This window comes from Kitasatospora sp. NPDC032757 (assembly GCF_055579305.1).
In genome coordinates this window covers 108,004-120,647 of sequence record NZ_JBVINN010000023.1, presented here as the reverse complement: position 1 = coordinate 120,647, position 12,644 = coordinate 108,004, and the positions used below count along the sequence as shown (strand labels likewise).

Here is a 12,644-nt window from a genome sequence, read left to right as displayed (position 1 = left end):
GGGGAGCCGGCGGCGCGGTGGGTGCGCAGTCCTTCGCCGACCCCCGCAGCGGCCTCGCGTACAGCTACACCCGCCGCCGGTTCGCCTTCGGGGAGGGCGGCGGCGCGTCGGAGAACCACCGTCCGGCCTCGGCGGTCGTCCGCGCCGCCGAGGCCGCCCGCGCCACGACCGGCCGGTGATCCGCCCGCTGCCGCCGGAGGGCCCGGCAGGGCGTCGCCGGTCCCTCGCGCGGCACGCGGATCAGCCGCGCCGGGCGTGCCGCACGCCTTCCGTGTGCGACACGTCGGCCGTCGGGGCGACTCTGCGGCGCGCAGGCGCCCGCTCCGCCGGTAGCGTGCGGGTGACGGCCGTCGTCGGTCACCGCTGTTCGCCTCCCCGGCCGTCGATGCCGTCGATCACCGAGCGGCCGCGGCGCTGCGCGTGCCCCGGCCGTGCACCGCCGAAGGGGACGACACGGGTGCCCGAGCCTCAGCTGACTCCGGAGGTCTTCGACCGGGCCATCGTGGCGATCGCCCTCACCGCGGGGCCGGAGCACCGCCTGGTGTACCGCAACGACGCCTTCCACGACCTGTTCGGCCCACGGCCGATGGGGGTGCCGATCCGGGAGGTGTTCACCGAGCCGGGGGTGGACCGCTTCTTCGAGACCCTCGACCTGGTCCGGGCCGACGGGACGGCCCGCCAGGTCACCACGCCGCGCACCGTGGAGACGTCCGAGGACGACCCGGAGGGCCACCGGCACTTCGTCTACAGCTGCTCGCCGGTCTCCTCCCGCTTCGGGGCGGGCGTCCTGGTCAGCGCGATCGACACCACCGCCGAGGTGCACTCCGCCCAGCGCGCCGAGCGGCTCTCGCTCGACCGCCTGTACGCGCTCCAGCGCTACGAGGCGCTGATGTCGGCCGTCTCGCAGCTGGTCTGGCTCACCCGCGCGGACGGCACGATGGCCGAGCTGGTCCCGGGCTGGGAGGAGCTGACCGGGTACCCGTGGCGGGAGACCATGGACGAGGAGTGGTTCGAGCTCATCCACCCCCGGGACCGGGAGGCCCTGGCCCAGCACTGGCTCGACGCGGCGGAGGGCGAGCCGACGATGTTCGAGCACAGCTTCCGGGTCCGCACCTCCTCCGGCGAGTACCGCCACGTCGCGTCCCGGGCCGTGCCGATCGTGCGCAACGGGCAGCTGGTGGAGTGGATCGGCGCCACCTCCGACGTCGAGGACCGCTGGCGCAACCGGCTGCGCGAACGCCTGCTCGCCCGGGCCGTCGCGGTCACCGAGGCCTCCCGCACCGAGGACGCCTTCGCGGCCGTCGCCGACCTGGTGGTGCCCGACCTCACCGACGCCTGCACGGTCTTCGTGCTCTCCGGCCGGGAGCACTCGTCCCAGCCCGACGAGATCCGCGGCACCCGGATCGCCTCCACCGCCCGGCCCGGCCTGCCACCGCTGCCGCCGCTGCACCAGCAGACCTTCCTGCTCGGCCCCCCGGCCCGGCGGGCCGTCGCCGACCGGGCTCCGGCCCTGATGACCTTCCCGGCCGGCCGCGTCCCGCCCGGTCTGGTCCCCGAGGAGTCGGCGCGGTGGCTGGCCCGGGCCCGCGCCACCAGCCTCACCCTGCTGCCCATCGTGATCGACGGCGCCACCGTCGCCCTCGCCGCCGCGGCCGGCTGCGACGACACCCCGCCGCCCGGCCGCGCCGACATCGAGCTGCTCCAGGAGGTGCTCCAGCGCGCCCAGGTGCCGCTGCGCCAGACCCTGGAGCTCCAGCGCACCCGGCACGCGGCCCTCGTCCTCCAGCGGGCCCTGCTCACCGCCCCGCCCACCGTGCCCGGCGCCGAACTCGCCGCCCGCTACCAGCCGGGCAACCGCGCCGCCGAGGTCGGCGGTGACTGGTACGACGCCTTCACGCTGCCCGACGGCTCGCTCGCCCTGACCATCGGCGACGTGGCCGGCCACGACCTCACCGCCGCCACCACCATGGGCCAGCTGCGCAGCATGCTGCGTTCCATCGCCTACAACCGCACCCACCTGCACACCCCGGCCGACGCCCTCACCGGGCTGGACGCCGCCGCCGACGGACTCGGTGTCGCCGTCTTCGCCACCGCCGTCCACCTCCACCTCGCCCCGACCCCGGCGGGCAGCTGGCAGGCGGCCTGGTCCAACGCCGGCCACCCGCCTCCGCTGCTGCTCCCGGCCGACGGCCCGCCGCGCTTCCTCGACGCCGACGAGGCCGACGTCCCGCTCTGCGTGGCCCCCGCCGAACCGCGTCACACCTACCGCACGCCGATCGGCCCCGGCGACACCGTGCTGCTCTACACCGACGGGCTGATCGAGGTGCCCGGCGAGAACCTGGCCACCGGTCTGGCCCGGCTGGCCACCGCCGCCGGGCAGGCGCACGACCTGCCGCTCCACGCCCTCCTCGACCGTCTGCTCGCCGAAGTCCCCGACGCCCGCGACGACATCGCCCTCATCGCCTTCCGCGCCCTCGCCGAACCCGCCGCCGCCGAACCCCCTGCCACCGAACCCCCCGGAGCCTGACCGGCGGCCAGTCCCCCGACGTCGCCCCACCACCCGACGGCTCCGGCTGCAGGCGAGGGGGAGCCGGCCGCCGTGCGCCCGGAGGGCGGTAGATTGCCGGGACCCCCCGTCTCGCCCCCAGGAGCCCCCCGTGCTCGACGCCACCGACGCCGCCCTCGTCCGCGAACTGCAGCGCGACGGCCGGGTCAGCTACCAGCGGCTGTCCGAGCTGCTCGGCATCTCGCGCGAGGCGGCCAGGGCCCGGGTGCAGCGGCTGCTGCAGCGCGGCGGGGTGCGGATCGTCGGCATCGTGCCGCCCGCGGTCGCCGGGATCGCGGCGGTGGCCCACGTCTCGCTGGACGTGTCCGGTCCGGGCGGGCCGGTCGCCGCCGTGGCCGCCGGGCGGCGGGCGACCAGCTTCGTCTCCTGCACGGCGGGCCCGCAGAGCGTGCTCGCCGAGATCCGGGTGGCCGACGGGGCAGCCCTGGAGCACGAGTTCGCGGCGCTGCGCGCGGTGCCGGGCGTGCGGGGCCTGGAGGTGTTCCGCTGTGCCGAGCTGGTCCGGGACGCCTACTCGCCCGAGGTCGCGGGTGTCCGCGCGGGGCCGCCGCCGGAGCTGGACGCGGTGGACCGCCGGCTGCTCGGCCTGCTCCAGCTCGACGGGCGGGCCAGCTTCGCCGACCTGGCGGAGCGGATCGGCCTCTCCCAGCCGGCGACCCGGGCGCGGGTGCTGAGGCTGCTGGAGGAGGGCGCCGTCCATGTGACCGGGCTGGTGGAGTCCCGTGCGCTGGGCGTGCGCGAGGCGGCGGGGGTCGGGCTGGGGGTGCAGGGCCCGGTCCGGTCGGTGGCGGAGGCCGCGGCCGCACTGCCGGGGGTGAACTACGTGGCCACCGGCTACGGGCGCTTCGACGTGGTGTGCGGTCTGGACGCCCCGGACCGATCCGCGCTGCTCGCGGGCCTGGAGGCGGTGCGCGCGCTGCCGGGCGTCTCCCGCTCGGAGTCCTGGGTGCACCTGGACATCGTGAAGGAGTCCTACACCTACGATCTGCCCATCGGCTAGGCGATTCCCTCGCCATCAGTACGTCTCACCAACGAATCGCCCACCACCAACACCACAGTCAGCGAATCGTTTCCTTCAAACCCTTGACGCGTTCTTTTCGCCCGCCTTCAATGGCCGGACACCTTCCCCCGCGAGAGAGTCCGGTCCCCCCGATGGCGTCTTCTCCTCCCCCACCGCCGCAGGTCGCCGCGCTGCCGCGCTCCCTCGGCGTCTTCGGCGGGGTCCTGCTGACCCTGTCCTGCGTCACGCCCGCGTCGTCGCTCTTCATCGTCGTGCCCCCGCTGCTCCAGTCGCAGGGCAGCGGCGCGGTGCTCAGCCTGCTGGTGGCCGCCGTGCTCTCGCTCGGGGTGGGCCTCTGCTACGCCGAACTCGGCACGCTGGTGCCCAGCGCCGGCGGCGAGTACTCGATCGTGGGCCAGGTGCTCGGCCGGCTGGCCGGCTGGCTGGTGTTCGTGATCTCGATCGTCTCGCTGCTGGTGATCCCGCCGATCATCGCCCTCGGCACCGCCGGCTACCTCGGCTCGGTGCTCTCGCTGGACCCGGCGGTCGCCGGCGGCGCGGTGATGGCGCTCGCCGTCGCGGTGGGCGTCCTGGACATCAAGTCGAACGCGCTGATCACCGGCGTCTTCCTCGGCCTGGAGGTGCTCGCCGCCGGCGTCGTCACCGTCCTCGGCCTCACCCACGTCCACCAGCCGGCCTCGACCCTGGTGCACGCGGTCGTCCCGGACGGGCAGGGCGGCACCGGCCCGTTCACCGCGGGGCTGCTGATCTCGGGCCTGGCCGTAGCGATCTTCACCTACAACGGCTTCGGCACCGCCATCTACCTCTCCGAGGACGTGCGCGACCCGCGCCGCTCGGTCGCCCGGACGGTGCTCTGGTCCCTGCTGGCCGGAGTCCTCGTCATCACCCTCCCGGTGATCGCGATCTGCCTGGGCGTGAGCTCACCGGACCAGCTCGCCGCGGGGGACCTCGTCGCCATCGTCGACGGCTGGGCGGGCAGCACCGTCGGCACCTTCGTGAGCCTCTGCATCGCCGCCGCCATCCTCAACGCCGTCATCGTGATGGTGATCCAGAACGGCCGGGTGCTGTACGCCTCGGCCCGCGACCGGACCTGGCCCGACCCGGTGAACCGCGCCCTCGGCACCCTGCACCCGCGCTGGGGCTCCCCCTGGGTGGCCACCCTGGCGATCGGCCTGCCCGGCGCCGTCCTCGCACTGACCGTGCCGATCGACGCGCTGCTCGGCTTCACCGGCGTGGTCGTCGCGGTCATCTACCTGCTGCTCGGCGTCGCCGCGCTCGCCGCCCGGCGCGGCCGTCACCGCGCCACCGACGCCTGGCGGATGCCGCTCTGGCCGGTCGCACCGGTGATCACCACCGTGGTCCTCGGCTACACGCTCACCCAGCAGGCCGGGCGCGACCTGCTGATCACCCTCGCGGTGCTCGTCGTCGGCGTCCTCTACTGGTTCCTCTACCTGCGCCCGCGCAGCGCCACCCACTGGGTGCTCAGCCTCCCCGCCGACCAGACCGACCCCGTGGCCGCCTCCACCCCCGTCCACGCCACCGCCTCGGAGACCTCGTGAACCGCCCCGCCGACCTCGTCGTCCACAACGCCCACGTCCACACCGTCGACGACCGGCGCCCCCGCGCCGAGGCGGTCGCCGTCCGCGACGGGCGGATCGCCTGGGTCGGCGACGGCGACGGCTGGCGCGAGCTGGCCGGCCCCGGCACCGAGGTGGTCGACGCCCGCGGGCGCCTGCTGATGCCCGGCTTCGTGGACAGCCACAACCACGTCCGGCTCGGCTCCGACGCCGCCTGCGTCCAGCTCGCCGGCGCCGGTGACCTGCCCGAGATCGGCCGCCGGATCGCCGACTGGCTGCGCCGCAACCCGGACGCCGACTGGATCGAGGCCGAGGCCTTCGACTACACCGCCATCCCCGGCGGCCGGATGCCCACCGCCGCCGACCTGGACCCGTACACCGGCGACCGGCCCGCCTTCGTGCTCAGCTACGACGTGCACACCGCCTGGCTGAACACGGCGGCCCTGCGCCGCCTCGGCATCACCGCGCGGACCGCCGAACTCGCCTTCGGCACCGTGCGGAAGGATCCGGCCACCGGCGAACCGACCGGCTTCCTCACCGACTTCGCGGTCCGCGGCCTCTCCCGCGACGGGCACCGCGCGCTGCGTGCCGCGGGCATCCCCTGGGCCCACCCCGACCGCCAGTACGGCCGGCTCGCCGCCAGCCTCGACCTGGCCGCCCGCTACGGCATCACCACCGTGGTCGAACCGCAGAACTCCCTGGACGACCTGGCCCTGTTCGAGCGCGCGATCGCCGAGGGCCGGCTCCGCTCCCGCCTGGTCGCCGCGCTGTTCCACCCCCGCGGCACCACCGGGGCGGACCTCGCCGAGTTCGCGGCGGCGGCACGGCGGCACGACGACGACCGGTTCCGGGTCGGCCCGCTGAAGCTCTACATCGACGACGTGGTGGAGCCGCACACGGCCGCGCTGCTGGAGCCCTACGCGGGCCACCACAGCCACCGGGGCGAGACCTTCTACCCCGCCGAGGAGTTCGCCGAGGTGCTGGCCCGCCTCGACGCGGCCGGTTTCCAGGCCTTCGTGCACGCCACCGGCGACCGCGGCATCCGCACCGTGCTGGACGCGGTCGAGCACGCCCGCCGGGTCAACGGCCCCCGCGACGCCCGCCACCAGGTGGTCCACGTGGAGTGCCTGGACCCTGCCGATGTGCCGCGCTTCGCCGAGCTGGGCGTGGTCGCCTGCATGCAGCCCCGGCACTGCTCCCCCGACATCGCCGGCCCGGGCAAGGACTGGGCCGAGGCGGTCGGCGAGCAGCGCTGGTCCAAGGCCTGGCCGATGCGCAGCCTCCAGGACGCCGGCGCGGTGCTGGCCTTCTCCAGCGACTGGAACGTCGCCGAGATGGACCCGCTGGTCGGCCTCTACACCGCCGTGACCCGCCGGGGGCTGGCCGGAGGCGAGCCGTGGGTGCCCGGCGAGACGGTCTCGCTGGCCGCCGCCCTGCGCGGCTACACCCTCGGCAGCGCCTACGCCAACTTCCTGGACGACCGGCTGGGTTCGATCACCCTCGGCAAGCTGGGCGATCTCGTCCTGCTCTCGGAGGACCTCTTCGCCCTGGACCCGAAGGCCTACCTGGACGCCCGGGTCGACCTCACCGTGGTCGGCGGCGAGGTGGTCCACCGGGCGGGCTGAGCCGGGGGGCGGCCCCGGACCCGGTCACTGGTCCGAGTAGCCGAGGTCCCCGAGGGTCCAGCTGGAGACGTCCTCGATCGCGATCCGGTACATCCCGCCGGTGTGCGGGAGACCGAAGTCACCCTGGAGGATCCTCGCCAGGTGCAGGTGGAGGTGGGTCACCGGGGCGGCGCCGGGGGCCGGGGCGGCCGCGTCGGCGAACAGCGGCGCGAACGGCTTGAGGCGGTCGGAGGCTTCAAGGACCTCCGCGACCCGTTCACGCCAGACGGCTTCGGCGGCGAGCCGTCCGGTGATGACCGCTCCGGGCACGACGACGGTGATCGGCATCTGATTGCTGCCCGTCGACTCCACCATCGCGGTGATACTGGTCAGCAGCGGATCCGGTTTCGGCATGCCTCCAGACTAACGGAGCGGCCTCGCCGGGGGCAGTGGCCCGCGGCGGGGCCGGAAAACGCCGAAAGGCCTGCACCGAGCGAATGGCTCGGTGCAGGCCCGTGCTGTTCGGCCGTCACCGCCCGGAAAAGGGCGGGTGCCGCTCAGCGGTTGTTACTACAGCGGGCGAATGTTCTCCGCCTGCGGGCCCTTCTGGCCCTGCGTGACGTCGAACTCGACCTTCTGGCCCTCAAGCAGCTCGCGGAAGCCCTGGGCGTTGATGTTCGAGTAGTGGGCGAAGACGTCCGGGCCGCCACCCTCCTGCTCGATGAAGCCGAAGCCCTTCTCCGCGTTGAACCACTTCACAGTGCCATTAGCCATGAAAAATCTCCTTGAAAGGCAAATGCGGGTCCTGCACCTCGCAGGGGCCCGTGTCGCCGCGATGAGGCCCACCCGAAGAAGAAATCGGGAAAAACAAAAAATGCGCCAGCGGTCACAACCGGCAGGCGCACACAAAGTTCATGGGAACCAAAACTGCAACTGACACCGACTGTAGCAGGTAACGCACCCGAACGGCGTTTTTTCCTCGCACGACTCGCCCGCGCCCCGCCCTCCGTCCACCCCCGCGTCGAGGGCGTGTCCGGGGCGGCCTCCGGTGACCCGACCGAGCGGGTGGAGTGGGCGGACCCCGACGCGCGGCAGCGGCCGGGTCCAAGGACCTCGCCCGGTGAACGAATTCGGGCCGCCGTCCCGGCGCGTTCGGTGCCCTCCGGGGCGCATACTGGCAGCAATGACGAACGCACCCGTGCCCAGGCGCCATCTGCCCACCAGTCCCTTCCGAGCCAAGGTGCCCCCGCCACCGAAACACTTCGCCGTCGACGATCGGGTGTCCCACGACGAGTACGGCCTCGGCCGTGTCGTCGCCGTCGAGGGCGGGGCAACCGCGGTCCTGGTCGACTTCGGCTCGCAGGAGAAGAGGATCACTGCGCCCTTTGCCAAGCTCTACCTGCTGTGACACTCCCCCGTCCCCTCTGACGTCTGACGCCGCCGGCCCGTCCGGCGGCACAGCACCCGGAAGCCCACCGAGCCCCAGAAGCCCGGCGGGCTTCCGCACGTCCGGGCCCGGCCACCGCACGGCGACCGGGCCCGGGGGCAACCGCACGGCGGTCTACTCGACGGTCACGCTCTTGGCCAGGTTGCGCGGCTTGTCGACGTCCCGCTTGAGCGCCACCGCGGCGTGGTAGGCGAGCAGCTGGAGCGGGATGTTGAGGAGCAGCGGGTCCAGCTCGGGCTCGTTCTTGGGCACCAGGATGCAGTGGTCCGCGAGCTTGGCCTCGGGGCGGCGGTGCGCGACGGCCACCACACGGCCGGAGCGGGCCTTGATCTCGCCGAGGGTGGTGAGGTTCTTGTCCAGCAGCTCGTCGTCCGGCACCAGGGCGACGGTCGGCAGCTCGGGGCTGATCAGCGCGAGCGGGCCGTGCTTCAGCTCGCTGGCGGGGTAGGCCTCGGCGTGGACGTAGGAGATCTCCTTGAGCTTCTGCGCGCCCTCGCGGGCCACCGGGAAGCCGCGGACCCGGCCGATGAACATCATGCCCTCGGACTCGGCGTACTCGGCGGCGAGTCCGGCGATGTCGTCGCTCTGCGCGAGGATCTCCCGGATCTGGTCCGGCAGCGCCTTGAGGCCCGCCACGATGCGGCGGCCGTCGGCGGGCGAGAGGTCGTGGATGCGGCCGAAGTGCAGGGCGAGCAGGGCGAAGGCGACGACCGTGGAGGTGAACGCCTTGGTGGAGGCGACCGAGATCTCCGGCCCGGCGTGCAGGTAGATGCCGCCGTCGCACTCGCGGGCGATGGCGCTGCCGACGGTGTTGACGACGCCGAGGACCCGGCCGCCCTTGCGCTTGATCTCCTGGACGGCGGCCAGGGTGTCGTAGGTCTCGCCGGACTGGCTGACCGCGACGTACAGGGTGTCCGCCTCGATCACCGGGTTGCGGTAGCGGAACTCGGAGGCGGGCTCGCTGTGGGCGGGGATGCGGGCCAGCTCCTCGATCAGCTGGGCGCCCATCTCGCCGGCGTAGTAGGCGGAGCCGCAGCCGAGGATCTTGACCCGGCGGATCTCGCGCAGCTCGCGGGCGTCCAGGTTGAGGCCGCCGAGGTGGGCGGTGGCGAACCGCTCGTCGAGCCGGCCGCTGAGGGTGCGCTCGACCGAGCCGGGCTGCTCGTGGATCTCTTTGAGCAGGAAGTGCTCGTAGCCGCCGGTGTCGTAGGAGTCGATCTCCCAGTCCACGGTGGACGGCTGGCGGTGGGTGGTGCGGGCGTCCTCGGTGAAGGTGCGGAAGCCGTCGGCCCGGACGGTGGCCAGCTCGCCGTCCTCCAGGTGGACGACCTGGCGGGTGTAGCGGACGAGCGCGGAGACGTCGGAGGCGGCGAACATCTCCTTCTCGCCGATGCCGAGCACGATCGGGCTGCCGTTGCGGGCGACCACGATCCGGTCGGGCTGCTCGGCGTCGAGCACGGCGATGCCGTAGGTGCCGACCACCTTGCCGAGCGCGGCGCGCACGGCGTCCTCCAGCTCGGCGCCCTCGGCCGCGTGCGCGGCGATCAGGTGGGCGAGCACCTCGGTGTCGGTCTCGGAGCGGAAGACGGCGCCGTCGGCGGTGAGCCGGGCGCGCAGCTCGTCGGCGTTCTCGATGATGCCGTTGTGGACGACGGCGATGCGCTCGGCGTTGTCCAGGTGCGGGTGGGCGTTGGCGTCGCTGGGCACGCCGTGGGTGGCCCAGCGGGTGTGGCCGATGCCGGTGGCGCCCTTGAACCGGGCCGGCACGGCGGCGGCGAGGTCGGCGACCCGGCCCTTGACCTTGCGGACCTTGAGGCCGCCGGTGCGGCCGGTGACGGCCACGCCGGCCGAGTCGTAGCCGCGGTACTCCAGCCGGGCCAGGCCCTCCAGTAGGAAGGGGGTCGCGTCCTTGGGGCCGATGTAGGCCACGATTCCGCACATGGGGATGACTCCTTCGTGAGACAGGGGGGCGGCGCTCAGCCGTAGACGATCCGGCGCAGCTGCCGGGCCGAGAGCCCGGGCGCCGCGACCCGCCGGGCGGGCAGCTCCTCCGCGAGCCGGGCGAAGATCCGCTCGTTGGTCAGGCCGCGTGCCTGGAGCTCGCCGTGGCGGCGGCGGACGTACTCCTCGGTCGTCTCGGAGAAGTACGCCAGGACCTCCGCCACCACCCGCGCCGCCTCGCGGGGCCCGAGCGGGCTGGTCCGGGTGAGGTGGGCGAGCAGGTCTTCGTGAGGGTGCGAGGCGCCGGGTGAGCTGGACACGAGTGAGGACTCTAGGCCGGACCGATCGGAGAGATCAAAGATCCTGCCCGAATTCGGGCAGATCTTGAGACTTTTGGCGCAAGGAACACCGCCGGACACCCGGCCGGCACTCCCCGGAAGCCACAGCATGGATTCGTCACCTTGTCGACACACCCTTGTAGCGGCACCGGATCGCCACGTAGCGTGACTCTCCGCACACGCATCGGAGATGCGTGTCGGAAGAACCGGAGGCTTGCTGATGTGCGGGATCACCGGATGGGTCGCCTTCGACCGCGACCTCACCACCGAACGTCCAGTGCTCGACGCGATGACGGCCACCCAGCTCTGCCGCGGCCCGGACGCCGGCGGGGTCCACCTGGAGCGGCACGCCGCGCTCGGCCACCGCCGCCTCGCCGTCATCGACGTCGAGGGCGGCACCCAGCCCATGACGGCCGAGCACGACGGCCGGGTGCTGGCCGCCCTCACCTACAGCGGGGAGGTGTACAACCACCGGGAGCTGCGGGCCGAGCTGACCGCCGCCGGCCACCGCTTCCACACCCGCAGCGACACCGAGGTGGTGCTGCACGCCTACCTGGAGTGGGGCGACGGCCTGGCCGAACGGCTGAACGGCATGTTCGCCTTCGCGATCTGGGACGCCCGCGGCGAGGAGCTGCTGCTGGTCCGGGACCGGATGGGCGTCAAGCCGCTGCACTACTGCCCCACCCCGCACGGCGTGATCTTCGGCTCCGAGGTGAAGGCCGTGCTCGCCCACCCCGACGTCCGGCCGGTGGTCGACCTCGACGGGCTGCGCGAGATGTTCGCCGTCACCAAGACCCCCGGCCGCTCGGTCTACCGGGGCATCGTGGAGGTGCAGCCCGGCCACGTGGTCAGGGTCCGCCGCGAGGGCGTCTCGGTCCGCCGCTACTGGGCGCTGGAGGCCCGCGAGCACACCCACGACCTGGACACCACGGTGGCCACCGTCCGGGCCCTGCTCGACGACATCGTCCACCGCCAGCTGGAGGCGGACGTACCGCTCTGCTCGCTGCTGTCCGGCGGCCTCGACTCCAGCGCCGTCACCGCCCTGGCCGCCAGGGCCCTGCGCGCCGCCGGAGCCGGCGCGGTGCGCTCCTTCGCGGTCGACTTCACCGGCCAGAGCGAGCACTTCCGGGCCGACGAGGTCCGGTCCACCCCGGACGGCCCGTACGCCCGGCTGCTGGCCCGGCACGTGGGCGCCGACCACAGCGTCATCGAGCTGGACAGCGCCGAGCTCACCGACCCGGTCCAGCGCGCCGCCGTGCTGCGCGCCCGGGACATGCCGGGCGGCTTCGGCGACATGGACATCTCGCTGCTGCTGCTCTTCCGCGGCGTGCGCAGGCACTCCACCGTGGCGCTCTCGGGCGAGTCCGCGGACGAGCTGTTCGGCGGCTACCGCTGGTTCCACGACCCGCGGCTGGTCGCCGCCGACGACTTCCCGTGGGCGGGCGCGGTGACCCAGCTCGGCGGGACGGGCACCGGGCCGCGCGAGCAGCTGCTGGACCGCGGGCTGATCGGCAAGCTCGACGTGCACGAGTACCGGCGGGCCCGGTACCGCGAGGCACTGGCCGAAGTCCCGCACCTGCCGGACGCCGACCCGGTGGAGCGGCGGATGCGGGAGATCTCGTACCTCAACCTCACCCGCTTCGTCTGCATCCTGCTGGACCGCAAGGACCGGATGAGCATGGCCAACGGCCTGGAGGTCCGGGTGCCGTTCTGTGACCACCGGCTGGTCCAGTACGTCTTCAACACGCCCTGGGCGATGAAGTCCTTCGACGGCCGGGAGAAGAGCCTGCTGCGCGCCGCCGTCCGGGACGTGCTGCCGGACGCGATCGCCGACCGGCTGAAGAGCCCGTACCCCGTCGTCCAGGACCCGCGCTACCCGGCGCTGCTGCGGGCCGAGCTCGCCGAGCTGGCGACCGACCCGAACGCCCCCGTCCTGGGGCTGCTCGACCGCCGGGCGCTCGCCGACGCGCTCGCCCCGGAGACCGACCCGCAGTCCGTCCGGCTCGGGGCCGACCTGGCGCTGGACCTCAACACCTGGCTGACGGAGTACGAGGTCTCGCTGGAACTCTGAGCCACCGTCACCACCGGGACGGCACGGCGCGGGCCCCGTCCGCGACTGCGCCGTCCGGGCGGTGACCCCCGGCCATCCC

General features: G+C 73.7%; 11 protein-coding genes. 7 read left to right on the top strand and 4 right to left on the bottom strand.

Annotated elements, in window-relative coordinates:
* The first annotated feature begins 17 nt into the window (after positions 1 to 17).
* The 5 genes from ACZ5WK_RS24325 to ACZ5WK_RS24305 all read left to right on the top strand — a co-directional run bounded on the left by ACZ5WK_RS24325 (position 18) and on the right by ACZ5WK_RS24305 (position 6,789).
* Positions 18 to 179, top strand: coding sequence for a hypothetical protein (locus ACZ5WK_RS24325; protein WP_465550001.1), 162 nt, complete (start codon positions 18 to 20; stop codon positions 177 to 179).
* Between the two features lie 278 nt (positions 180 to 457).
* Positions 458 to 2,527 carry a SpoIIE family protein phosphatase gene (locus tag ACZ5WK_RS24320; RefSeq protein WP_465549999.1) on the top strand — a complete coding sequence of 690 codons (2,070 nt, stop codon included), beginning with the start codon at positions 458 to 460 and terminating at the stop codon, positions 2,525 to 2,527.
* Between the two features lie 130 nt (positions 2,528 to 2,657).
* Positions 2,658 to 3,566, top strand: coding sequence for an Lrp/AsnC family transcriptional regulator (locus ACZ5WK_RS24315; RefSeq protein ID WP_465549997.1), 909 nt, complete (start codon positions 2,658 to 2,660; stop codon positions 3,564 to 3,566).
* Positions 3,567 to 3,718: 152 nt separating this feature from the next.
* Complete coding sequence (locus ACZ5WK_RS24310) at positions 3,719 to 5,146, top strand: APC family permease (protein WP_465549995.1); 1,428 nt, start codon at positions 3,719 to 3,721, stop codon at positions 5,144 to 5,146.
* Positions 5,143 to 6,789, top strand: a complete 1,647-nt coding sequence (locus ACZ5WK_RS24305) for an amidohydrolase (RefSeq protein ID WP_465549993.1) — start codon at positions 5,143 to 5,145, stop codon at positions 6,787 to 6,789. Before ACZ5WK_RS24310 ends, ACZ5WK_RS24305 begins: the two co-directional genes overlap by 4 nt.
* A 24-nt stretch (positions 6,790 to 6,813) precedes the next feature.
* Here the strand turns inward: ACZ5WK_RS24305 and ACZ5WK_RS24300 are convergent, their stop codons facing one another.
* Both ACZ5WK_RS24300 and ACZ5WK_RS24295 read right to left on the bottom strand, forming a co-directional pair.
* The gene (locus ACZ5WK_RS24300) at positions 6,814 to 7,182 is read right to left on the bottom strand and encodes a hypothetical protein (RefSeq protein ID WP_396322422.1); all 369 of its coding nucleotides are present in this window, start codon (positions 7,180 to 7,182) and stop codon (positions 6,814 to 6,816) included.
* Positions 7,183 to 7,338: 156 nt separating this feature from the next.
* A complete protein-coding gene (locus ACZ5WK_RS24295) occupies positions 7,339 to 7,542 on the bottom strand; it encodes a cold-shock protein (protein WP_042388274.1) in 204 nt (67 codons plus the stop codon).
* A 409-nt stretch (positions 7,543 to 7,951) separates the two neighbouring features.
* Here ACZ5WK_RS24295 and ACZ5WK_RS24290 point away from each other — a divergent pair, with 409 nt between their 5' ends.
* Positions 7,952 to 8,176 (top strand): hypothetical protein, encoded by a 225-nt coding sequence (locus ACZ5WK_RS24290; protein WP_396322423.1) that lies wholly within the window; start codon positions 7,952 to 7,954, stop codon positions 8,174 to 8,176.
* 153 nt (positions 8,177 to 8,329) lie between these two features.
* Here ACZ5WK_RS24290 and glmS read toward each other — a convergent pair whose 3' ends face one another.
* Positions 8,330 to 10,156 (bottom strand): glutamine--fructose-6-phosphate transaminase (isomerizing), encoded by a 1,827-nt coding sequence (gene glmS / locus ACZ5WK_RS24285; RefSeq protein ID WP_465549990.1) that lies wholly within the window; start codon positions 10,154 to 10,156, stop codon positions 8,330 to 8,332.
* A 35-nt stretch (positions 10,157 to 10,191) separates the two neighbouring features.
* The gene (locus ACZ5WK_RS24280) at positions 10,192 to 10,476 is read right to left on the bottom strand and encodes a hypothetical protein (protein WP_396322425.1); all 285 of its coding nucleotides are present in this window, start codon (positions 10,474 to 10,476) and stop codon (positions 10,192 to 10,194) included.
* A gap of 238 nt (positions 10,477 to 10,714) precedes the next feature.
* Here ACZ5WK_RS24280 and asnB point away from each other — a divergent pair, with 238 nt between their 5' ends.
* Positions 10,715 to 12,565 carry an asparagine synthase (glutamine-hydrolyzing) gene (gene asnB, locus ACZ5WK_RS24275; protein WP_465549988.1) on the top strand — a complete coding sequence of 617 codons (1,851 nt, stop codon included), beginning with the start codon at positions 10,715 to 10,717 and terminating at the stop codon, positions 12,563 to 12,565.
* The last annotated feature ends 79 nt before the right edge of the window (positions 12,566 to 12,644 follow it).